General features: G+C 69.8%; 22 protein-coding genes. 15 read left to right on the top strand and 7 right to left on the bottom strand.

The window, feature by feature from the left end:
* Positions 1–98: 98 nt before the first annotated feature.
* The 3 genes from BU204_RS14965 to BU204_RS14955 all read right to left on the bottom strand — a co-directional run bounded on the left by BU204_RS14965 (position 99) and on the right by BU204_RS14955 (position 2,719).
* Positions 99–875 (bottom strand): ABC transporter permease, encoded by a 777-nt coding sequence (locus BU204_RS14965; RefSeq protein WP_075126274.1) that lies wholly within the window; start codon positions 873–875, stop codon positions 99–101.
* Positions 875–1,852, bottom strand: coding sequence for an ATP-binding cassette domain-containing protein (locus BU204_RS14960; RefSeq protein WP_075126273.1), 978 nt, complete (start codon positions 1,850–1,852; stop codon positions 875–877). The genes BU204_RS14965 and BU204_RS14960 overlap by 1 nt, the downstream gene beginning before the upstream one ends.
* Before the next feature lie 213 nt (positions 1,853–2,065).
* Positions 2,066–2,719: a PadR family transcriptional regulator gene (locus BU204_RS14955; protein ID WP_075126272.1), complete on the bottom strand. Its 654-nt coding sequence runs from the start codon at positions 2,717–2,719 to the stop codon at positions 2,066–2,068.
* A 76-nt stretch (positions 2,720–2,795) separates the two neighbouring features.
* Here BU204_RS14955 and BU204_RS14950 point away from each other — a divergent pair, with 76 nt between their 5' ends.
* Positions 2,796–3,491, top strand: coding sequence for a histidine phosphatase family protein (locus tag BU204_RS14950; RefSeq protein WP_075126271.1), 696 nt, complete (start codon positions 2,796–2,798; stop codon positions 3,489–3,491).
* A 63-nt stretch (positions 3,492–3,554) separates the two neighbouring features.
* On the opposite strand, the gene BU204_RS14945 is transcribed toward BU204_RS14950, so the two are convergent.
* Positions 3,555–4,499, bottom strand: a complete 945-nt coding sequence (locus tag BU204_RS14945) for a LamG domain-containing protein (protein WP_143229519.1) — start codon at positions 4,497–4,499, stop codon at positions 3,555–3,557.
* Positions 4,496–6,568 carry a PQQ-dependent sugar dehydrogenase gene (locus BU204_RS14940; protein ID WP_233160334.1) on the bottom strand — a complete coding sequence of 691 codons (2,073 nt, stop codon included), beginning with the start codon at positions 6,566–6,568 and terminating at the stop codon, positions 4,496–4,498. The genes BU204_RS14945 and BU204_RS14940 overlap by 4 nt, the downstream gene beginning before the upstream one ends.
* 92 nt (positions 6,569–6,660) lie before the next feature.
* On the opposite strand from BU204_RS14940, the gene BU204_RS14935 reads away from it, so the two are divergent.
* From BU204_RS14935 to BU204_RS14905, 7 genes are all read left to right on the top strand, one after another.
* The gene (locus BU204_RS14935; protein ID WP_075126269.1) at positions 6,661–7,473 is read left to right on the top strand and encodes a DeoR/GlpR family DNA-binding transcription regulator; all 813 of its coding nucleotides are present in this window, start codon (positions 6,661–6,663) and stop codon (positions 7,471–7,473) included.
* Positions 7,474–7,617: 144 nt separating this feature from the next.
* Positions 7,618–8,703 (top strand): ABC transporter substrate-binding protein, encoded by a 1,086-nt coding sequence (locus tag BU204_RS14930; RefSeq protein WP_075126268.1) that lies wholly within the window; start codon positions 7,618–7,620, stop codon positions 8,701–8,703.
* Between the two features lie 23 nt (positions 8,704–8,726).
* A complete protein-coding gene (locus BU204_RS14925; RefSeq protein WP_075126267.1) occupies positions 8,727–10,238 on the top strand; it encodes a sugar ABC transporter ATP-binding protein in 1,512 nt (503 codons plus the stop codon).
* A gap of 48 nt (positions 10,239–10,286) precedes the next feature.
* A complete protein-coding gene (locus tag BU204_RS14920) occupies positions 10,287–11,258 on the top strand; it encodes an ABC transporter permease (RefSeq protein ID WP_075126266.1) in 972 nt (323 codons plus the stop codon).
* Positions 11,255–12,274, top strand: coding sequence for an ABC transporter permease (locus tag BU204_RS14915; protein WP_075126265.1), 1,020 nt, complete (start codon positions 11,255–11,257; stop codon positions 12,272–12,274). Before BU204_RS14920 ends, BU204_RS14915 begins: the two co-directional genes overlap by 4 nt.
* Positions 12,275–12,314: 40 nt before the next feature.
* The gene (locus tag BU204_RS14910) at positions 12,315–14,810 is read left to right on the top strand and encodes a LamG-like jellyroll fold domain-containing protein (protein WP_075126264.1); all 2,496 of its coding nucleotides are present in this window, start codon (positions 12,315–12,317) and stop codon (positions 14,808–14,810) included.
* Positions 14,811–14,814: 4 nt separating this feature from the next.
* On the top strand, positions 14,815–16,905 hold the full coding sequence (locus BU204_RS14905) for an MGH1-like glycoside hydrolase domain-containing protein (protein ID WP_075126263.1): 2,091 nt from the start codon (positions 14,815–14,817) through the stop codon (positions 16,903–16,905).
* Here the strand turns inward: BU204_RS14905 and BU204_RS14900 are convergent.
* Positions 16,902–17,078: a DUF397 domain-containing protein gene (locus BU204_RS14900; RefSeq protein ID WP_075126262.1), complete on the bottom strand. Its 177-nt coding sequence runs from the start codon at positions 17,076–17,078 to the stop codon at positions 16,902–16,904. The genes BU204_RS14905 and BU204_RS14900 overlap by 4 nt on opposite strands.
* A 4-nt stretch (positions 17,079–17,082) precedes the next feature.
* Positions 17,083–17,946 (bottom strand): helix-turn-helix domain-containing protein, encoded by an 864-nt coding sequence (locus BU204_RS14895; protein WP_233160340.1) that lies wholly within the window; start codon positions 17,944–17,946, stop codon positions 17,083–17,085.
* A gap of 160 nt (positions 17,947–18,106) precedes the next feature.
* On the opposite strand from BU204_RS14895, the gene BU204_RS14890 reads away from it, so the two are divergent.
* The 7 genes from BU204_RS14890 (at position 18,107) to BU204_RS14860 (ending at position 22,902) form a co-directional block, all read left to right on the top strand.
* Entirely contained in the window at positions 18,107–18,559 is a 453-nt protein-coding gene (locus BU204_RS14890; RefSeq protein ID WP_143229518.1) for a hypothetical protein, read from the top strand.
* 154 nt (positions 18,560–18,713) lie between these two features.
* Positions 18,714–19,163 carry a hypothetical protein gene (locus BU204_RS14885; protein WP_233160333.1) on the top strand — a complete coding sequence of 150 codons (450 nt, stop codon included), beginning with the start codon at positions 18,714–18,716 and terminating at the stop codon, positions 19,161–19,163.
* Entirely contained in the window at positions 19,160–19,582 is a 423-nt protein-coding gene (locus BU204_RS14880) for a hypothetical protein (protein WP_075126259.1), read from the top strand. Before BU204_RS14885 ends, BU204_RS14880 begins: the two co-directional genes overlap by 4 nt.
* Complete coding sequence (locus BU204_RS14875; protein ID WP_075126258.1) at positions 19,579–20,151, top strand: DUF3558 domain-containing protein; 573 nt, start codon at positions 19,579–19,581, stop codon at positions 20,149–20,151. Before BU204_RS14880 ends, BU204_RS14875 begins: the two co-directional genes overlap by 4 nt.
* Positions 20,152–20,607: 456 nt before the next feature.
* On the top strand, positions 20,608–20,949 hold the full coding sequence (locus BU204_RS14870; RefSeq protein WP_075126257.1) for a PE domain-containing protein: 342 nt from the start codon (positions 20,608–20,610) through the stop codon (positions 20,947–20,949).
* Positions 20,946–21,518 (top strand): DUF3558 domain-containing protein, encoded by a 573-nt coding sequence (locus tag BU204_RS14865; protein WP_075126256.1) that lies wholly within the window; start codon positions 20,946–20,948, stop codon positions 21,516–21,518. The genes BU204_RS14870 and BU204_RS14865 overlap by 4 nt, the downstream gene beginning before the upstream one ends.
* 13 nt (positions 21,519–21,531) lie before the next feature.
* Complete coding sequence (locus tag BU204_RS14860; protein ID WP_075126255.1) at positions 21,532–22,902, top strand: PPE domain-containing protein; 1,371 nt, start codon at positions 21,532–21,534, stop codon at positions 22,900–22,902.
* The last annotated feature ends 2 nt before the right edge of the window (positions 22,903–22,904 follow it).

The following is a 22,904-nucleotide window of genomic DNA, read 5'->3' as shown; positions in this document are numbered from 1 at the left end:
CCGGCGGCATCATGCTCCCACCGCACCCGGCCGGTGCGGTGCGGGACCCCTTGCTTCGAGTCGGTTTCGACCGGGCCCGCACCGCACCGCCGGGGCGTCTACAGCGAACGCTGGTAGGAGCGGAACGCCCGGGTGGCCAACCAGACGGCCACCACCGCGACCGCGAGCAACCCGCCCAGCCGGGCGAACACCGCCGACCAGTCAGGATCGGCCGACAGCGCCTCCCGGCTCGCGACGACCGACCAGTCCACGGGGTTGAAGCGGGAGACCGTCTGGATCCACCCGGGTGCCGCCTCACGCGCCATCATCGCCGAGGACATGAACGACAGCGGCAGCGTGAGCATCGTCGAGAAGCCGATCAGCGACTCCTGGGTCCGCACGACCAGCGCCATGCCGTTGGACAGTGAGGCGAACGCCGCGGCGAGCAGGACCGCGGCGACCAGCATCACCAGCACGCCCACCACGCCTCCGGCGAACTCCGCGCCGAGCAGCAGCGCGACCACCACCACGATCAGGCTCTGCACGACGATGGCCACCGCCTGGTTGACCACCGACGAGACCATCATCGCCATCCGGCTGATCGGCGAGGCGAGCATGCGGTCCATCACGCCCCGGTCCATGTCCTCGATGAAGCCCATCCCGGCCCAGCCGCTGGAGAACAGCACGGTCATCACAACGACGCCGGGGGTGAGGAAGTCGATGTAGGACCCGGCCGCGAAGCCGGGGATCTCCACCACCCGCTCGAACAGCTGACCGAACAGCAGCAGCCACATCATCGGCTGCACCAGGCTGATCGCCACGAACGCCGGCTGGCGCAGGGTGGCGCGGAGAAGACGGGCGGTCAGGTAACCGGAGTGGGACACCAGTGGCGCCATCAGACCCGCACCTCCCCGGCGATCGCGAATGAACGGCCGGTGTGACGCAGGTAGACGTCGTCGAGCGCGGGGCGCGCGACGGTCACCGCGGCCACCGGCACCGCCTCCCGCTCCAGCACGGCGAGCACCGCCGGCACCGCGCTGGCGCCGTTGTCGACGCGGCTGCGGATCGTCCGCCCCTCCACGGTGACCTCGTGGGTGCCGGACATCGCCTCGACGGCGCGCTCCGCCAGCCCGAGGTCGGCCTCCGGAGCGAGGTCGATCACCACGGCGTCGCCGCGCAGCTCGCTCTTGAGCTGGTCGGGCGTGCCGCTCGCGACAGCCGTACCCCGGTCCACGATCAGCAGCCGCTCGGCGAGGTGATCGGCCTCCTCCAGGTAGTGGGTGGTGAGCAGAACGGTCAACCGCTCCTGGGCGGACAGCCGGGCGATCTCCGCCCACATGTCCGCACGGGCCTGCGGGTCCAACCCGGTCGTCGGCTCGTCCAGGAACAGCACCACCGGACCGTGCACCAGTCCCATCGCGACATCCAGCTTCCGCTGCATGCCACCGGAGTACGTACGCACCACCCGATCGGCGGCCGAGGTGAGGTCGAACCGCTCGAGCAGCTCGTCCACCCTGGACCGCGCGGCCGTACCGCGCATGCCGTGGATGCGCCCGGCCAGCAGCAGGTTCTCCCGGCCGGTGGCCTGCGGGTCGGTGCCCGAGCGCTGGGTCACCACGCCGATGGCGCGGCGCACCTCGTTCGGCTCGCGCAGCACGTCGTGGCCGGCCACGGTGGCCGTTCCGCTGTCCGGGCGGGACAGGGTGGTGAGGATCTTCATCGTGGTGGACTTGCCGGCGCCGTTCGGGCCGAGCAGCCCGAACACGCTGCCGGCGGGCACGGTGAAGCTGAGCCCGGCGAGGGCGGTGACCTCGCCGTAGGTCTTGACCAGGGTGTCGGCCTTGATGGCCGACTCCCCGAATGGTCCGGGCATGACGGTGAACCTCCTGGTAGGCCAGGTCGGTCCGCGTGCACGGCCGCTAAGGTGGAGAGTGCAGCCTGGGTGTCGAGCCGTCACGGGAACGAGCCTGGGTTTCTGGTCGCTGGCCGGGTGTTGCCGCACCCGGCCAGCGTTTCTGTATCGGATATCCGGGTCAGAGTATGTCGCTGACGTCAGCGTGACGTCAAGCTGACGTCGCAATGGCGCCTACTTGACGTTGCGCAGATGTCGAACGGCCTCCTCCCAGTCGCTCTCGGCCGGGAGCCCGCCGGACTCGTGCGCGTGCCGCCAGACCTCGACGCCCTCCAGCGAGCCGTCCTTGATCCTGGCGATGAGGTCGTCGACGAACGCCAACTCGGCCCGGCGCAGGGCCTGGACGTAGTCCGCCTCGACCACCCAGAGGTAGGGCATCCCCCGCTTGGACATCTCCTCCATCACCGCGGTCATGCCTGCCACCTCGGCGGCGACGCGCATCCGTCGCGTCTCGAGCAGCCGGACCACGATGTCGGGGGGTAGCGCGGGCATCAGCGAGAGCGCCGCCTCGAACTGGGTGAACTCCTTGGCCGGTATCGAGAGCAGCTCGCTCTCCCAGTCCACGAACTCGTCGCGGCCGGGGTCGGTGATCGCGTAGACGGTGCGCTCGGGCCGCCGCCCCTCCCGCACCGTCTCGTGCACCTCGATCAGCCCGTGCCTCCGCAGCGACTCGACCACCGAGTAGAGCGACCCGTAGTTGAGCTTGATGCTCTCCTCCTTGGCCCGCTCGCGCAGCGTGCTGGACATTTCGTAGGGGTGCATCGGCCGCTCCAGGAGCAGGCCCAGCACCGCGAGAGCCAGCGGGTTGGTGAGCTTGCGCTTGCCCATGGCGTCAGGATAGTCCAAATATCCGACTTCGAATATCAGGGGTAGCACCGTCGGTGTTCCGGTGTTGAATGGGCCCATGACCGAGCCTGCCGAGTACCGCCAGTTCCGCTTCGCGCTCCCACCCGGGGCCACCGAGATCCTGCTGGTCCGCCACGGTGAGTCCGCTCCGGCGCGCGAGGACGAGCGGTTCCCGCTGGTCGACGGGCACGGCGATCCGCCGTTGGCGCCGGAGGGCGAGCGCGAGGCCGAGCTGGTCGGCGACCGGCTCGCGGTGGAGCCGGTCGACGCGCTCTACGTCACCAGCCTGCGGCGGACCCAGCAGACAGCCGCCCCGCTCGCCAAGCGCCTCGGTCTGACCCCGCGGGTGGAGCCGGACCTGCGTGAGGTGCTGCTCGGCGAGTGGGAGGGCGGGCTGTTCCGGATCCGGGTGGCGCAGCGGCACGAGTACGCGGTGCGGATGTGGGAGACCCAGCGCTGGGACGCCATCCCGGGCGCGGAGTCCACCGAGGACCTCGCCGCGCGGGTCCGCGCCGCGGTCGGCCGCATCGCCTCGGCGCACCCCGACGGCCGGGTGGTGGCCTTCACCCACGGCGGCGTCATCGGCCAGATCGTCGCGATGGCCACCGGCTCCGAGCCGTTCGCCTTCGTCGACGCCGACAACGCCTCGATCACCCAGCTCGTGGTCACCGACGACCGCTGGATCATCCGCCGCTTCAACGACACCGCCCACCTGCACCCGGCGTTCACCATCCGCCCGGAGCCGCTGACCTGACGCACGAGTGCCGCCGGGTTCTGGTCGAGGTCCACACCCGGCGGCCTGGTCGGCCCTCTGAGATCAGGAGCGGGACCAGTGGTACTGGGCCCACACCTCCACCGGCGACACGGCACGGTCCAGGAACATCAACCCGTCCATCCGGCAGTCGCACGGGTTGCGTTCGAGGGTGTCCTGCGGGAAGCTGCCGCCGATCTTGATGCCGGCCGGGTCGGTCGGGCTCGCCCGGTCGGGCTCTGGCGGCCCGGTCACGGCCCACGGGTCGCCCGCCACCGTGTAGGTACCGGGCAGCGGTCGGCCGTTGCGGTAGAGCGCCATCTCGCCGGTGTCGAAGTCGAACGTCGCGGCCAGGTGGACCCACCGGCCGCGCGGCAGCACCTCGCGCCAGTCGGCCGAGGCGGCGAAGGTCTGCGAGCTCGCGCCGTCCACCCGCCGGCCCAGCGCGACCACACGCAGCTCGCCGGCCACGTCGATCACCTCGAGCAGTGCGCGGACCGCGTGCCCGTCGGAGTCGCCGCTCAGCACCCCCGCCAGGCCGACCGCGTTGTACCGATCGTCGGGTGCCGGCGTCGTCGAGTTCAACGCCGGCAGCTCACCGGTCACCTTGAACCACCCGAGCACGCTGATCTGCCGGGCTCCGTTGAACGCACGCAGCGTCGGCACCCCGTCGGCCGCGTACACCCCGGCCTTCCAGTCGTCGTTGCCGGCGGTGGCGGGGTCGACCTGCCTGGTCACCAGCGCGTGCCCGCCGCGGTCGCGTATGCGCATCTCCGCGCCCCCGTTGACCAGCCACAGGTCGGTCCCCGAGCGGCCCTGGTCCCGTTCCAGCTCCGGGCGGCCCCGTACCGGGTGCTCGAAGTCGTAGTACGCGACGAGGTTGCGGGCCAGGGTGGGAAACACGGCGCCGACCGAGGGAGTCGCCGCGGCCGGCACCGGTGCGGGCAGCAGAGCGAGCGAGGCACACAGCGACGCCGCGACCACCCGAGCGACGCGGGACACCGGCCTCACCGGCGCACCGCCGTTCCCGTCGTGGCGAAGTGGCTGGTGCGACCGATGTTGTCGAACGAGCCGAACCCGGTCCGGCCCTCGGCGAACGTCCGGTCCACCGCGGTCATCACGAGCGTCCCGTCGACGTGCACCGCGATCTCGCCCGACGACGCGCAGTGCGTCACGCGCACGTCGTGCCAGCGCGTGTCGGTGATGGACGGTGGTGCGCCGCGCGAGAGCGCCTCGTCCCACTGGTCGTCGATCCGCACCCGGTCCGCGTCGTTCACCACGAAGATCCCGTTGTGCGGGTAGATCGTGTTGTCCGTGGACAGGTGCGCGTAGTAGAAGCGGGTGTCGGACTGGTACCCGAACAGGATCACCACGTCCCGGTTCGTGACCTCGACCGGGGTGTCCAGGCGAACCCGCGCGGAGGTCCGGCTGTTCGCGAACGCCGGGCCGTCGGAGAGCACCGCGTACTCGAACGGGCGGCGCGGGCCGGGAGGGGCTTCACCGGGACTGGTGAGAATGGCCTGCCCATGGCGGAAGTCCCACTTCTCCGGGGTGAGCGGGGTCCAGTCCCGCGCGTCGTTCGCCCGGACCGTCGTGTGCCCAGTGGCGCAGGCGGCGAAGCGCTTGGCCCCGACCACCTTCCAGACCTTGCCGTTGGCCTTGGCCAGCAGGTACAGCTCGCCCTCCGCGTCGCGGCCGAAGCGCAGGTCGACCCGGGTGTCACCGGCCAGCTCCCGCATCGTCGTCCGCACGCCGTCGGGGGTGTAGACCATCAGCTGGTGGATCTGGGCCATCGGCCGGCCGCGTCGCATCTCGCTGGCCTCGGTGTAGAAGATCCGGCCGTCGACCAGGTCGGTGAACACGTACTTCCCGCGCAGCTGCGGCACGTCGTGGCCGCGGTAGACGAAGCCGCCGCTGATCGCGTGCCCGGAGTCGGAGCAGAGCGGGTGGCCGGGCGGCGGGTTGTGGTCGAAGGCGGCGACCGGGTAGGTGTAGCCGTACTGCTCGTCGTCCTCGGGCAGCGGGTAGACACCGCACACGGGGTCGCCGCGCTTGAACACGAACGGCCCCTCGCGCTCGCTCCAGCCGAAGTTGTCGCCGGGGCGCACGTCGTAGACGGCCTCGACGCGGTGCTCGCCGATGTGGCCGAGGAATATCCGGTTCCCCGCGGCCGGGTCCCAGCTGAAGCGGTGCGGGTCACGCATGCCGAGGGCGTAGATCTCGTCGAGCACGCCGTCCTCGCCCGCGAACGGGTTGTCCGGCGGGATGCCGTAGGTGCCGCCGGGACCGTCGGTACCCAACGGGTCGATGCGCAGCAGCTTGCCGTACGGGGTGGTCGGGTCCTGCGGGTCGGTCGTCGTGGCGCCGAGGCCGCCGTCACCCGCCGCGATGTAGAGGATGCCGTGGTCGGGGCTGCCCCGGCGCGCGGTCGGGTTGAAGTCGATCTGCTGGAGGCCGTGGATCCGCCCGAAGAAGCCCAACCGCAGGACCTGGCGCCGGGTCCCGCTGAACACGTCGGCGGCCGGGTCGTCGGCGGTCCACTCGGTGACGATCCCGTGGAACTCGGCACCGGGCTGCTCGGGATGAGTCGTCGGCTCGTCCAGGCCGGCCCCCCACTCGGTGTGCACCGTGTAGAACTTGCCGTTGCGCGCGAAGTCCGGGTGGAAGGTGATGAACCCGGAGCCGGAGCCCAGGCCGCGGCCTGAGATGAACTCGGGTGCGAACTCGGCGCCGACATCGAGGTACAGGTGCGGGACGCCGTCGTCGCCGAGCAGGTACATCCGCCCGTTCAGGTCGGGGACGTACATCCGGCCGGAGCCGTCGGGGATCTCGCCGAGGTGGTTGATGCGCGCGTGGCGCACCAGCCGCTGGTCTGTCGGCGCCGGGACAGGTTCGGTCTTGGGGAACTGGGCGAACTCCTCGACCGTGATGCCCAGCGAGGACGGGACCGGGTCCGGGAGCGGGTCCTGGATCGGCTCGTCCGCCTGGGCTGCCGCCGAAGGAGTTCCGACGAGGCTTCCGGTGAGGACCGCCGCCGCGATCGGAACCAGCAACCGTCGGGAGAAAGACAATTCGTCCACCACCTCGGGGGTCGAACGCTCCGGGAAAGCGCTTGCCGGCAAGCGCTTTCCCGACCATAGCACGGGTGCCACGGCGGGGACCCTCTACTGTCGTGAGTGTGTTCGCGGCGGAACGACGGCAACGCATCCTCGAGCTGGTGCGGTCCAGCGGTGCCATTTCCCTGCGGGAGCTCGCCCGCCAGGTGGAGACCTCGGAGGTCACCGTCCGCCGCGACCTGCGCGCGCTCGAGGCCCAGGGGCTGCTCGACCGGCGCCACGGCGGGGCGGTGCTGCCCGGCGGCCTCTCCCACGAGCCGTCCTACTCGGAGAAGTCGCTGGTCGCGGCGGACGCGAAGGCCGCGATAGCCGCGCTCGCGGCGGAGCTCGTGGCCGACGGGGACGCGATCGTGGTGGGTGCCGGCACCACCACCCAGGCGTTCGCCGGGCGGCTCACCCGGCACACCGAGCTGACCGTGGTGACCAACTCGCTGCTGGTGGCTCGGGCACTGGCCGGCGCGCACGGGGTCGACGTCGTGGTCACCGGCGGCTCGTTGCGGGGCCCGATCCACGCCCTGGTGGGCGGCACGACCGAGCAGGCGCTTGCGACCGTGCAGGGCACCCGGGCGTTCATCTCCGGCAACGGGCTCACCGCCGTCCGGGGACTGTCGACACCGAACCTGGCCGTGGCCGGAGTCGACCGCGCGATCGCCGCGGCAGCGGCCGAGGTCGTCGTGCTCGCCGACCACACCAAGATCGGCACCGACGCGCTGCTGCAGACGGTGGCCGTGGAGGACATCCAGCACGTCGTCACCGACGACCAGGCCGACCCGGATGAGCTGGACGCCTTGCGCGCACTCGGCATCACCGTGCACGTGGCCGCCGTTCCCGCGGCGCCGCGCCCCCGCACCGCCCGCCGTTCCGGCTGATCAGCGGTTCGTTCAGGTCCTGAATTTGTTCGTGCCTGTGCGGAATCGAGTTGTGCCTTGACAGATAAGTTTCGGATGTGACTGAATTTGATCGGCGAGGTTGCCGACCGGGTGCGACCTCCGTGATCGGCCAGGAGTGAGCCAATGGTGGCCTTCCGTTCCCCCCGCACCATGCGCCTCGCCGGCGCCACCGCCCTCTGCGCGGCCCTGGCACTGAGCGCGTGCACCAAGTCCGAGGAGTCCGGCACCGGCGGCTCCCCCGAGGGCACCGGTGGCGCCCAGGTCGCGCAGAGCGAGTCCGCCGAGGGCCCGACCTGCACGCTGGAGCAGTACGGCGGCGAGCAGCTGGACCTCTCGAACGCGATCGTCGGCTTCTCCCAGTCGGAGAAGGAGGCCAACCCGTTCCGGATCGCCGAGACCGAGTCGATCAAGTCCGAGGCCGCCAAGGTCGGCGTGAAGCAACTGCTCACCACCAACGCGAACTCGCAGCTGAGCAAGCAGATCTCGGACATCCAGGACATGATCAACAAGGGCGCGCAGGCGCTGATCGTGGCCCCGCTGAACTCCGACGGGCTGGAGCCGGCGCTGGACGCCGCCCGCGCGAAGAACATCCCCGTGCTCACGATCGACCGCAAGGTCAACTCCGAGCCCTGCAAGGACTACGTGGCCTTCCTCGGTTCGAACTTCGTGGAGCAGGGCAAGCGCGCCGCCCAGGAGATGGCCAAGGCCCTGGACAACAAGGGCAAGGTCGCCATCCTGCTGGGGGCCTCGGGCAACAACGTGACCACCGACCGCACCAACGGCTTCGTCGACGAACTCGGCGAGATCGCACCGGACATCGAGATCGTCGCCCAGCAGACCGGTGAGTTCGCCCGGGACAAGGGCCAGCAGGTGATGGAACAGATCATCCAGGCCCAGCCGGACATCAACGGTGTCTACGCGGAGAACGACGAGATGGCGCTGGGCGCGCTGGTCGCCCTGAAGAGCGCGGGCAAGACCCCCGGCACCGACATCCAGCTGGTCTCGATCGACGGGACGCGCAACGCCGTGCAGAAGATCGTCGACGGCGAGCTGTACGCGGTCGTCGAGTCCAACCCGCGGTTCGGCCCGCTGGCGTTCGAGACCCTGGAGAAGTTCCTGTCCGGCGAAGAGGTGTCGCAGAACGTCGTGATCAGCGACAAGCTCTACGGCAAGGACAACGCCCCCGACGAGGTCGCGAACGCCTACTGAGGCGAGGCGGGACGGGCACGCTCATGGACTCGGTACTCGTCGCCACGGCGATCGGCAAGCGGTTCCCCGGCGTCATCGCGCTGTCCGATGTGGACCTGACGCTGCGCGCCGGGGAGGTGCATGCGCTCGTCGGCGAGAACGGGGCGGGAAAGTCCACCCTGATCAAGGTTCTGACCGGGGTGTACACGCCCGACGAGGGGACGCTGCACCACCTCGGCCGGCCGGTCCGGTTCGGCGGTCCGGCCGAGGCCCAGGCGGCGGGCATCAGCACCGTGTACCAGGAGGTCAACCTGGTGCCGATGCAGTCGGTGGCCAGCAACCTGTTCCTCGGCCGGGAGCCGCGGACCCGCTTCGGGCTGCTGGACTTCCGGGCGATGAACGAGGCCGCTACCCAGCTGCTCGGCTCCTACGGAATCCGGGTCGACGTGACCAGGCCACTGCGCACGCTCGGGATGGGCGTGCAGCAGATGGTCGCGGTGGCCAGGGCCGCGGACACCAGGGCGCGGGTGGTGATCCTGGACGAGCCGACCTCCTCGCTCGAGCCGCGCGAGGTCGACACGCTCTTCGGGATCGTGGAGCGGCTGCGGGCCGACGGTGTCGCCGTGCTCTACGTCAGCCACCGGCTCGACGAGCTCTACCGGATCTGCGACCAGGTGACCGTCCTGCGCGACGGCCGGGTGGTCCACAGTGGTCCCATGGACGAGCTGCCCAGGCTGCGGCTGGTAGCCACGATGCTCGGCCGGGACCTCGAGGAGGTTCGCCGCGAGGGCGCGACGAAGTTCGAGGGCGAGCACGCCGCCGAGGAGGCGGCACCGGTACTGGCGGCGACCGGCCTCACGGTCAAACACCGGCTCGACTCGGTGGAGGTCACGGTCCGGCCCGGAGAGATCGTCGGGCTGGGCGGGCTGCTCGGCGCGGGGCGCAGCGAGACCGCGCTGGCGATCGCCGGCGCGCTCCCGCTCGACGACGGGGAGGTCACCGTCGCCGGCCGGAGCGTGCGGGGCGGTTCGGTGGCCGCCGCGATGCGCGCCGGCGTGGTGCTGCTGCCGGAGGACCGCAAGGCGGACGGCATTCTCCCGGACCTGTCGGTCCGGGAGAACATCGTGTTGGCCGCGCTTCCGCGGCTGTCCGCGGCCGGGCTGGTCTCCAGGCGTCGCCAGGACTCCATTGTGGAGACGTTCATGCAGCGGCTGCGGATCAAGGCGGCGAGCCCTGACCAGCGGGTCGGTGAACTGTCCGGGGGCAACCAGCAGAAGGTGCTGTTGGCCAGGCTGCTCTGCATGCAGCCCAAGGTGCTCCTGCTCGACGAGCCCACCAGGGGCATCGACGTGGGGGCCAAGGCCGAGGTCCAGGCCCTGGTGGACGAGCTCGCCAAGGACGGCCTCGCCGTGGTGCTGATCTCCTCGGAGTTCGAGGAGGTCGTCGAGGGCTCGGACGCGATCGTGGTGCTGCGCGAGGGCCGCGTCGTCACCCGCCTCGAGGGCGCCGATGTGAACGAGGCCTCCCTGCTGGCGGCCCTGGCCGAAGAACACTAGAACCCATGCGGAGCGAACGATGAAGCCTCCCCGCTGGCGCGGCGTGCGATGAGCGCGACGACGACCGCCGCGGCACCACGACAGACGGTGGGAACCCGGGCCTTCCTGCGCGACAACGGGGTGTACCTCGCGATCGCGGTGCTGGTGGCCTACAACCTCGTCTTCACCGAGAACTTCGCCACGGTCGCCAACCTCAACACCCAGCTCGTCCAGGTCGCCCCCGTGCTGATCGTCGCACTGGGCATGGCGCTGGTGATCGGCACCGAGGGCGTGGACCTGTCCGTCGGCTCGGTGATGGCTGTCGCCGCCGCGATCCTGCCGCTGTACCTCGGCTACGGCATCATCCCCGCGCTCGGCCTGGCACTCCTCGCCGGAGCGCTGTGTGGCGCGCTGAACGGGACGCTGGTCGCGCTGGTCGGCATCCAGCCGATCGTGGCGACGCTGGCGCTGCTGGTCGGCGGTCGCGGGCTGGCGCTGGTGCTCGCCGACGGGCAGCTCAAGGACATCCGCAACCCCGAGCTGCTGGACCTGGGCTCGGGCAAGCTGCTCGGGCTCCCGGTGATCGTCTGGATCGCCGCTGTGCTGGCCGCGCTGGTGTGGCTGCTGGTGCGGTACACGACGTTTGGCCGACAGCTGGTGGCGGTGGGCGGTAACCGATCGGCGAGCGCCCTGGCCGGGTTGCCGGTCCGCCGGGTGCTGATGATCACCTACATCATCAGCGGCGTGCTGGCCGCCGTCGCCGGGGTCGTCGCCACGGCCCGGCTGACCGCCTCGGACCCCTCGGCGATCGGCACCCTGTTCGAGCTGTCCGCGATCACCGCGGTCGTGGTCGGCGGCACGCCTCTGTCCGGCGGGCGGGTGCGCATCCTGGGAACCGTCGCCGGTGCCCTGCTCATGCAGCTGATCACGGCGACACTGATCAAACACGACCTTCCCGACTCGACCGCGCAGATCGTCCAGGCGGCGATCATCGTGCTCGCGGTGTACCTGCAGCGATCTCGTTCTGGTGGTGACCGATGACGTCGGTGGAGCAGCGGGTGGAGCCCGAGGAGTCGGTCGCCAGCGGCGGGATGACCCGGGCCGAGCGGATCGCGGGTCTCGTGCAGCGGCGCGGCTCGGTGGTGGTGCTCGCGCTGGTGGTGCTGATCGCGTCGGTCTCGTTCGACTCGTTCGCGACGGTCGGCAACGCGCAGAACATCGCCATCCAGAGCTCGTTCCTCGCGATCGTGGCGCTGGGCATGACGTTCGTGATCATCTCCGGCGGTATCGACCTGTCGGTCGGCTCGGTCTACGCCCTGGGCGGGGTGCTGGCCGCCTACGGAATCCAGTGGGGCAGCCTGGTCGGCCTGCTGCTGCCGCTGGTGGTGTGTGGGGCCATCGGGCTGCTCAACGGCGTGCTGGTGGCCTACGGGCGGCTGGCGCCGTTCATCGTGACGCTGGCGACGCTGCTCGGTGCCCGCGGCCTGCTGCTGGCGATCACCGACGAGGGCTCGACGACCCGGCTGATGCAGCGCGAGGACTGGCTCACCCAGCTCGGGCAGGGCACCTTCCTCGGCCTGGGCATCCCGGTCTGGATCACGATCGTGTTGTTCGCGGTCGGCGTGGTGGTGCTGCAACGCACCCGCTTCGGCCACGCGACGCTGGCGATCGGCGGCAGCCGGGAGGCGGCCACGCTGATGGGGCTGCCGGTGGCGCGCGACACGATGCTGCTCTACCTGGGCAGCGGCCTGCTCGCCGGGCTCGCCGGTGCGCTGGCCGCCGCCTACTCCGCCTCCGGCGTGACGATCGTCGGCGAGGGCCTCGAGCTGGACGCGATCGCGGCGGTCGTGATCGGCGGCACGCTGCTGACCGGCGGCGCCGGCACGGTCGGCGGAACGCTCGCCGGCGTGCTGCTGCTGCGGGTGATCCAGAACGTGATCAACCAGGTGGGCACGCTGTCCTCGCACTACCAGTCCGTGGTCAGCGGCGCCTTCCTGGCCGTCGTCGTCGCCGTGCAGGCCTACCTGAGCCGCGCACACCTCCGTGGGGGGCGGTGAGCGCACCCGGTTTTGCCCATGAGAGAAGGGTGACCCTGCAATGAGGACAGCCGTTCGAAGAAGGGTGCTCGGTGCGATCGCCGCTACTGTCACAGCTGTGGCACTGATCCCCGGAGCACCTGGTACGGCGGCCGCGGATCCCGGCTGGCAGCCCGGGACGCCGCCGCTGTCCACCCCCTGGACCGACGAGGTGAGTCCGGACAACGCCCTACCGGAGTACCCCCGCCCCCAGCTGACCCGGGACCGCTGGCAGAACCTCAACGGCGTCTGGGAGTTCGCCGCCGCGGGTTCGCTCGGCACTCCCCCGGTCGGCCAGACACTCGGCGAGCGGGTGCTCGTCCCCTACCCGATCGAGTCGGCCCTGTCCGGGATCCAGCGCAGCGAGGACCGGATGTGGTACCGCCGCACGTTCGAGGTGCCGTCGCGGTGGCGCGGCGACCGGGTCGTGCTCAACTTCGGAGCGGTGGACTACGAGACGAAGGTCTGGGTCAACGGCCGGCTCGTGACCACCCACGAGGGCGGCTACGACAAGTTCAGTGTGGACATCACCGATGCGCTGACCCGGCGTGGGCCGCAGGAGCTGATCGTCGGCGTGGAGGACCTCACCGACGCCACCTGGCAGCCGGTGGGCAAGCAGCGGCGGGTGCCCGACCGCGGCATCTTCTACACCGGCAGCTCCGGCATCTGGCAGACGGTCTGGCTGGAGCCGGTGGCGTCCAAACACATCACCAAGCTGGACATGACGCCGAAGCTGTCCGACAGGAGCCTCACGCTGCGGGCCAACACGGTCGGCGGCAGCGCGACCGTCGAGGCGATCGCCTACGACGGCCGGCGTGAGGTGGGCCGGGTCCGCGGACCGGCGAACGCCGACCTGCGGCTGCCCGTGCCCAGGGCGAAGCTGTGGTCGCCGGACTCGCCGTTCCTCTACGACCTGAAGGTCCGTTTGCTGGACCGCAACCGCACCGTGGACAAGGTCGAGTCGTACTTCGGCATGCGCGAGATCGGCATGAAGCCGGGTGCCGACGGCAGGCTCCGGATGACGTTGAACGGCGAGATCCTCTTCCACATGTCCACTCTGGACCAGGGGTTCTGGCCGGACGGGATCCACACCGCACCCACGGACGAGGCACTGCGCTTCGATCTGGAGCAGCACAAGGTGCTGGGCTTCAACACGGTGCGCAAGCACATCAAGGTCGAGCCGGACCGCTGGTTCTACCACGCCGACCGGCTGGGCCTGATGGTCTGGCAGGACATGCCGGCGATGAAGACCCACCCGACCGAGGACCCGCCGCGACACGCGCAGACCCAGTTCGAGGCCGAGCTGCACACGATGGTGGAGCAGCACGACAACTGGACCTCGATCGTGGCCTGGGTGCCGTTCAACGAGGGCTGGGGCGAGTGGCAGCGCGAGGCAACCGGTCGGATCGCCGACGAGGTCAAGGCGCAGGACCCCAGCCGGCTGGTGAACGCGCACTCCGGCGTGAACTGCTGCGACTCCAAGGGTGACTCGGGCCGGGGTGACATGATCGACCACCACGCCTACGTCGGCCCGGCGCAGCCGGTGCCCGACGCGCGCCGGGTGTCGGTGGACGGTGAGCACGGCGGCTTCGGCCTCGAGGTCGAGGGGCACATGTGGTTCGGCGAGGGCCACGCCTACGAGATGGCCCCGGACTCGGCCACCCTCACCCGCCGGTACGTCGAGAACCAGCGCGACGTGCTGTCCTCGGCCCAGAACTGCGGCATCTCCGGCGCCGTCTACACGCAGATCACCGACGTCGAGCACGAGGTGAACGGCTTCTTCACCTACGACCGGCAGGTGGAGAAGATGGACTTCGCCCAGGTGCGGGCGGTGAACGAGGAGATCATCGCCGGCGCAGACGGCTCCGGCGGCGGCACCGAGCCGCCCGGCCCAGGCACACCCGGCGCGGACGGCATCCACTACTACCCGTTCAGCGAGGGCTCCGGCACGACGACCGAGGACGCGGTGGGCGACGCGGACGGCACGTTCGTCGGCGCTCCCACGTGGACCGAGGGACGCAACGGGCCGGGGCTCCAGTTCGACGGCAGCTCGTTCGTCGACACCGGCAGCCCACTGGCCGACACCACCGGGAACTACTCGGTCGCCGCCTGGGTCAAGCTGGACAGCCTGGGCGGGTTCGCCACCGCGGTCAGCCAGGACGGCGTTTCCGACAGTGGCTACTTCCTGCAGTACTCGGGTGCGGACAACCGGTTCGCGTTCAGCTTCGTCGGGGTGCGTGCGCTGGCACCGCAGCCGCCGGAGACCGGCCGCTGGTACCACCTGGTCGGCGTGCGCGACGTCACCTCCGGGACGTTGAAGCTCTATGTCGACGGTCAGCTCGCCGGGACGACCAACGCGTGCCTGGGCAGCGACGCCCGAGGCAACACGGTGATCGGCCGGGCCAAGTTCGGCGGCAACCCGGTTGACCACTGGCGCGGCGGGATCGACCAGGTGCACGTGTTCGACCGCGCGCTGCCGGCCGACGAGGTGGCCGCGCTGCACGAGTCGGGCAGGTAGACCGATGCGCCGCGTCGCCCTCGCGATCGCGGCGGTGCTGGTGACGTCGGTCGTGCCGGCCGTGGCGCCCTCAGGTGCCACGGCCGGTGCGGCCGTCGCCGCGCCGTACCCACCCGTCGGTGCGGGCACCGCCTTCCTCGATCATGACGCGCTGCTGGGGGAGCTCGCCGAACCCGAGTGGTTCAAGGCGAACATCCCGTTCCTGGAGGTGCCGGACCGTGAGATCCAGGACGTCTACTACTACCGCTGGAGTGTCTACAAGCGCCACCTCCGCTACACCGACCAGTCGTCGGGCCATGTGATCACCGAGTTCCACAACCCGCCCGGCTACTCGGCGCCGCTGGGCGGCATCGTCGCAGCGGCCGGGCACCACGTGGCGGAGGGCCGCTGGCTGCGCGACCGCCGCCCGGTCGACGACTACCTGCGCTACTGGCTGAGCGGCCCGGGCGCCGGCCCCAAGCCGATGGAGGAGTTCGTCAACCCCGACACCGACGACTGGGCCCACCAGTACTCGTTCTGGGCGGCGTCCTCGGCCTACCAGCGGTACCTCGTCACCGGCGACCGGGCTCACGTGGTGTCGCTGCTGCCCGACCTGGTGCGCCAGTACGACAAGTGGGGCCACCAGTTCAACCCGCGACTGGGCCTGTACTGGTCGGTGCCGGTGTGGGACGCGATGGAGTACACCGCGTCCGCCTACGAGACCGACCCGGCCGACCCCTACCACGGCGGCGACGGCTACCGCCCGACCCTGAACGCCTACCAGTACGGCGACGCACGGGCGATAGCCGCGATAGCCCGCCTGGCCGGCCGACGCGACGTGGCAGCCGACTTCGACCGCCGCGCCGACGCGTTGCGCGACGCGCTACACCGCTGGCTCTGGGACCCGACCCGGAAGTTCTTCTACCACAAGGCCAGGGCGACCCTGGACCCCGCTGAGCCCCTGGTCGCGGACCGCGAGCAGGTGGGCTTCCTGCCGTGGATGTTCGACATGGCCAGGCCGTCGGCCGACGTCGCCTGGTCCCAGCTGCGCGATGGGTTCGCCGCCCCGTACGGCCCGACCACCGTGGAGCGCCGGTCACGCTGGTTCATGCACGACGCGTCGGGCTGCTGCCACTGGAACGGCCCGAGCTGGCCGTTCTCGACGTCGCAGACGCTGACAGCGCTGGCCAACCTGCTGAACACTCGGACACAGCCGTATGTGTCCTCATCGGACTACTACGCCCTGCTGCGGACGTATGCACGGACCCAGTACAAGAACGGCGTGCCCTATGTGGCGGAGGCCCACCACCCCGACGAGAACCGCTGGCTGTACGACGGGTTCGGGCACAGCGAGCACTACAACCACTCCACGTTCACAGATCTGGTGGTCAACGGTCTGGTGGGTCTGCGGCCGGGCGACCCGCTGGTGGTGAACCCTCTTGTCCCGTCCACCTGGGACTACTTCGCCCTGGAGAACGTCCCGTACCGGGGCCACAACGTGACGGTGCTCTGGGACAGGACGGGTGCCCGCTACAAGGCCGGCGCCGGCCTGTCCGTGTACGTGGACGGTGTTCGGGTGGCAGCCCGACCGTCCCTGGGGTCCCTCCGGGTTCCCGTGCCGACCACGCCGCTGCCCCAGCCGCGGGAGGTGAACGACGCCGCCAACCCCCACGGCAGTGGTTACCCGCGCCCGTTCGCGTCATTCACCGGCGTCATCGACAGCGAGTGGGACGCCGTCGACGGCCGAATCTACTACGACGACGTGCCGCACAGCCGGTGGACGAACTACGGCTCGCCCAACGGGTCGGATCACCTGGGCGTGGACTTCGGCGTCCCGACCCCGGTCTCCGACCTACGCCTACACCTGTACGACGACGGAGGGGGCGTCCAGACGCCTGCCGGGTATCGCCTGGAGTACTGGGACGGGGCGACCTGGCGTGAAGTGCCCGCGCAGCAGCGTGTTCCGGCGGTTCCGGCCGGGAACGCGTTGAACCGCGTGACCTTTCCGTCGGTGACGACCAGCCGGATCAGGGTCGTGTTCACCAACCCGCCCGGTGCACGGGTCGGCGTGACCGAGCTGGGTGCGTGGCGGGTTCAGCGGGTGGGGTCTCGCTAGTCGGCGAGGTGGTTGAGCAGGTGAGTCCAGTGGTCCGGCGTGAACGCCAGCGTCGGGCCGCTGGGCTGCTTGCTGTCCCGCACGAGGACCTCCTCGCCGCCGTGCGCCACGGCGACACAGTTGGCGTCCTCCGCACTGAAGCTACTCTTCCGCCACCGGCGCTTCACCGACATCGAGTTACCTCGCTCTCTCCATACCCTCGGCGATCGCGAGCAGCAGATCGCGAGAACCCTCCTCGGACAACGTCAAGTCTGCCACCTTCTCCGCCGCTTGCCTATATTCCGCCACCTCCTCGGGGTCGTCGGGAAACATCCCCGAACGGCGTCCCTCGATGAACACCACAGGCTGCTCGTCGGCGAAGTCCAGCACCACGTAGGCACCGCGTAGCGCCGGGTGCGCCGCCACGCTGACGGGGATGAGTCGAACCGAGACGTGCGGTCGCCTGGCCTGCTCGGCCATGTGCCGCAACTGGCGTGCCATGACAGCGTCGCCTCCAACAGGCTGATGTAGTGCCAACTCGCTGACCACGAACACCAACGCGGGAGGCTCCCACCGGTCGAGGAGTTGCTGCCGCCTCACCCGACGCGCGATCCGCCCCGGGATCTCCGACTTGTTCACCCCGAACGCGATGAACAGGGCGTGCATGTACTCCGGCGTCTGGAGCAGTCCGGGCACCAGCAACGGCTCGACGTCGACGATCCGGCTTGCCCGGCTCTCGAACCCGAGGTAGGTCCGAGCCTGGTCGCTCATGTTGGCGTTGTTCGTCTCCCACCACCCCTGCTCGACAAGCCCGAACGCCATCCGCATGACCCGCTCCCGGTCGGCGCCCACGACCCCCATGACAGCCAACAACGCCGAGACCTCGTCCGGCGTCGTGTCCGGCCGAAGACCGCGCTCCAGCCGGCTCATCGTGTTCGCCGACCAGCCCAGCACAGCGCCGACCTTCTCCAGGCTCAGCCCCGTTCGCTCCCGATGCCGCCGCAGCTCCATTCCCAACCCCCGACCGCCCACGCCCCCGTGCGCCCTCGCCTTTCGCACCATCACCACGTTTCCCCCGTTTCTTGTCACACCATGACAAGCGAATAACAGAATGTGTATGCCGCGCCCCGGAATTCACCCCAACTCACATTCACCCACGACGCGCGACGCTGCCAACCTAGCGGCACAACCCCAGATCCGCCGCTCAGGAAGGGAACGCGAGATGCCCGCACCCCCACCAGGAATTGCCCGCCGCTGGTCGGTGGTAGGTCGCACCCGCGACCATTGGGAATGCACCCTGATCATCGACCTCCCGAAGAAAGCCGACGACCTCCTCGTACTCCACCCGGCCGGCGTGTCCATGTACACGGTCACCACGACCCGGCACGCCATCCAGCAACTCCACGAGACGCTCACCACCGGCGGAGCCTGCGCCGTCCCCGTCCATCACGAAGCGCACGGCGACCGCCTCCTGTGCCTACGCCCCACCACGCTGCCCGCGGAGCCCCCCTGGACCGACCGCCCAGCCGACGCCCCGCCCCACCGCGGCCCCATGGAGCTCTACCTGGGCCTCCCCGACTCCCAGATCTCGATCATCTTCCCCCGCGACCGCGTCCTGCTCCTGGCCCGAACCCTCACCCAGATCCTCAACGAGGAGGATTCCGTTGCCCAGTAGGCACGTGCTCGCAGCCCTGGCCCTCTTGGCAGCAGCCGGCTGCACCCCCTCAGAGCCCGGCTTCTTCGACCGCCCAATGGCACCCCCCGCTCCCACCATCGACCGCCTCGACGCGATCCCCGTAGCCGACCTGTCCACGTCCGCAAGACCCCCCTTGAACGAATCAACCCCCTGCGACAGCGTCCCCGCGTCGGTAGTCGCCCCCGCCGGCTTCACCGAGGCGCCGGTGGCCAACCAACCACCCGGCTGCGTCTGGCTGTCGCCGAGAAACCTGGTCCTCACCGTCTCGTCGATCTCCCAGCGCACCATGGCCGAGCAGGTGGCGACCCACCTCGACATGTCCCCAGCCGCACTGGCCCACTTGACGTGGCTCCGCGTCGACAGGTCGTACGCCATCCAACGCATCCTCACCACAGACGAGGCAAGCACCTGCTTCCTGATCGTCGACGTCAGCGCACCGCGCCCGGTAGAGATCCAGATCTACCGCCTGAACCCGGAGACCGGCGACGCCGTCCCCACACCCGCGAGGAAGGCAGCCGAGGCGTTCTGCCCGGTCGCCCAGGAGGTCGCCCTGAACCTGCTCCGCCACCTGGACCGCCCATGACCACCGAACCCGGCCACCCCTACCCCCCGATCGGCTACCCTGCTGATCAGAGCCACACGAGGGGAGGCGACGCCAAGGTGTACATCGACACCGGCCGCTCAGACGAGCCAGGCCGCATGATCGTCGACCCCGAGAAGCTGATGCAGCTCAAACAGGGCATAGAAGCCGAACGCGACCGAGTCCGCGAGTGGCTCTTTAGAAACCGCGTCCGGCTGGAAGAGATGGGTTCGCCTGGCGCCGACCCGTGCAGCATCGACGCGACGGACGTCGTTACACAGAATGGCGGCATCGCGATCGACAAGGGCGATGCGTACGTGCAGCGGCTGACCGCAATCATCGGCAAGATGCACGAGAGCGCGGTGACCTACGGTCTCGTCGAGGACACCCAAAATGCGGCGTTCCAGCGAGGACCAGCATGATTCGCACCCGAGCCAGGGTGCTGGTTCTGTTCCTGCTCATCGGCACCCTCGCTGGGTGTACGAGTTTGTCCGCCGGCGAACCGTCGCCTGATGACGCTGTCGTCCCCTCGACGGAGCAGCCAGGCACCACTTCTTCTGCCCAGCCGACACGTCCCCGTGAGCTCCCTCTCGACAACGTCGATCCCTGCACCTTGCTTCCTCAGGCGGACTACGCCGACTACTACCTCGACAAGCCAGGCAAAGCCGGAACGACCGACAAGGGTGCGGCCGACTGTCTCTGGTCCGGCGACGTGGGCTACATGGCTGTCGCTCTCGTCACCTACGAAGGGGTCGAAGCCCAGGAAGATCGCTTCGGCGAACTGGCACCGACCGAGCCCATCGACGACTTTCCCACCTACACCATCACCCTCCCCAACGACGAAAATGCCTGCTCCATCGCAGTCGATGTCGCTGACGGCCAGTACCTATACAGCCAAGTCGGCCTCGATGCCAGGCCAGCCGAAGTCACCTCGGTCTGCGACTACGCACGTCAGTTCGCCGCCTCGATCATGAGCACCCTGCTGAAATGAGATTGACTGTCGGCTTTCCTGCGATACAAGATCCGAAACGATGCGGCGCCGCCGAAGGCCGTGAGAATCCCCCTTGCGGGTATCGATACCTGACTCTTGCCCCCAGCGCCGCAAGCGAAAGCAGCACCCACTGTCTTCCAGCGGTGTAGCTGTGTCGCACGCGCGGAGACACCGGTCTCAAGATCCACTTACCCCTATGTGACAAAGCGCACCACGTGGGCAGCCTCAGCATGGACCCCGCTAGACCAGCGGTCGGGTGCAATTTAGGCGACCGACAGGCGAGGAGCCGGACACTGCCCTATCATCTCAACCCTGGGTGAGCGAACAACCGCTGCACGTGACATCTGGGGGCCGCGAGACCTGCGTCAACCGGCCATGTCACGTCACCCGATCAGCTACGCTGCTGGTCGGAGGCTTGCGAGCAGCGGTAGACGCTTCAGGAGGGGGACGAACACCGTGTTCATCGACACCGGCGACCTGGACGGGCCGGAGCGCATGGTCGTGGACCCGGACAAGCTTCTTCAGCTCAAGCAGGGCATCGAGGAGGAACGCGACCGAGTCGCTGAGTGGATTCTTCGACACGGGCGCCAGCTGGCAGAGGTCGAGTCCCCCGGGGGCGACCCTTGTAGCAGAGACGCGATCGCGATCGTGTCCGAGAACGGCGGCATAGCGACGGCGAAGGGCGCCGCTTACGCTGCCCGACTGGACATAGTGATCGACAAGATGCGTGAGAGCGCGCTCGCTTACGGTCTAATCGAGGAGACCGCCGCCGCCACCTTTCGGCAGGGACCAGCGTGACCCGGCGGATCGGCATCCTCTTGCCCCTGCTGTTCATCACAACGGCTGGGTGCACGAGCGTCTCCGCCGGGCAACCTCGCCCAGGCGCCTCGGAGAGCCCAAGTCCGGACGAGCAAACCAGCACCAGCGTTTCGGCTCCCCCTGCCCGACCCCGAGATATCCGCCTCGACGACGTCGACCCCTGCACCCTGCTGCCGCAGGCCGACTTTGCCGGATACGGCCTGGACAAGCCCGGCGAACGCAGCAGCGACGACAACGGTGCATCCACCTGCGCCTGGTACGGCGATCTCGGAGCGATGGACGCCAACCTCGTGACCCACGAAGGCGTCGAAGCCCGGGAGGGACGCCTCCTCCAGATCGGCCCCGCGGACCCGATCGACGGTTTCCCGGCCTACACCGGCACCCTGCCCGGCGATGACATGGTGTGCTTCATCGCTGTCGACGTGGCCGACGGTCAGTATCTTGACGTGCAGGTTCGGCTGTACTCCCTCCCAGCCGGGGTTGACTCGGTTTGTGACTACGCACACCAGTTCGCCAGCTCGATCATGAGCACGTTGGTCAAGAGATAACGAAGGACATCCGATGAGTATTCGGGGCCCGGGGTTCTGGGGGTACCGGTGGGACGGCTACTCCCACCAGGAGATCTACGACATGGTCAAGACCAATGCCAAGGGCCCGAGCGCCTTGGACGAGGCCGACCGCGCGTGGAACGAGCTCGTCGGGTTGATGAACGAGTCGCGGGACCGCATCGAGCAGTTGCAGCGGGAGGCGGGCGTCTCCTGGGAGGGCCGGGCCAGCACCGCGATGAGTGAGAGCGTGTCGCCGCTTGGCTCGTGGGCGCAGGAAACCGCCACGGCCGCCGAGCAGAGTCGGGCTAGTTTGCAGCAGATCGCGGACGGCTTCGCTCGTGCCTCCAACTCTATGCCGGAGCCGGTCGTTGTGCCGTCGCGGATCGGGCAGGGGATGCCGTCCAACTTCTCGGGATTGTTGGCGGGGCAGAACGACGAGGACGTCGCCGATCGGCAGGCTCAGCGTGCGCACCTGTACGCGGTCGAGCTGATGAACGGGTACACGGACAACAACATCTCCTCCGCCGACACGTTGGGGAACTTCGCGGAGCCGCCCGACATCGGGATCAGCTCGCACGAGCGCACGAGCGCGGGTGGCAGTGCGGGCAGCTTCATCGACAGCCGCTCGTTCGGTGACAGCGGCGACACCGCCGGGGGCGACGGAGCACGGGCGCTTTCGGACACGGGGCCCGGCGGTGACACCGGGCGCGGCGGCGACACGGGACGCGGCTCGACCGGGCCCGGTCAGTTCGGCGCGCCCGGCGGTGACGGGGGCAGCGCGCCCGGGAACGGCAGCGGGAACGGGAACGGGACCGTGCCGGGGGGTGTGACTCCCAACGAGGTGGGGACTACGGATCCCTCCCGGGTCGGCGGCACGCCCACCCCGACGCCGCTGCCGTCGGGAACGTCTGGCCCCTCGGGACCGACCGGAAGCAACCCGTTCCCGCCGATCACCGGCGTGCTCACCGACCCGACCGATCGGGTCGCCGGCAACACGGGACGGCCGTTCGGCGGCACCGGCGCGGGACCCGGCAGTGGCGGGACTCCAGGAGGCGGCGCCCCGCGCGGCACGGGCGGCGGGCTCGGGAGCGGCGGGGTCGGCGGAAGTCCTGGCAGCGGTCAGGGCGGCGGCGCCGCTGGGCGCGGCGGGGCTGTCGGCGCGGCACCACTGTCCGAAAACACGGCCGTCGCGCGGGGTGGGGTTGGGGCGGCACGGCCCGGCGGGCCGGCCGGCGGCATGGGCGCCGGACCGATGGGTGCCCCGGCCCGCAACGAGGAGGACAAGGAGCGCACCTCCCCCGAGTACCTCCGCGACTTCAACGACGACTTCTGGGACGACACCCCGCCCGTCGCGCCGGCGGTTATCGGTGAGGACGACGACTGAGG

It is taken from the genome of Actinophytocola xanthii, assembly GCF_001921205.1.
GTDB classification, from domain to species: Bacteria; Actinomycetota; Actinomycetes; order Mycobacteriales; family Pseudonocardiaceae; genus Actinophytocola; species Actinophytocola xanthii.
This window is presented reverse-complemented; position numbering and strand designations above follow the sequence as displayed.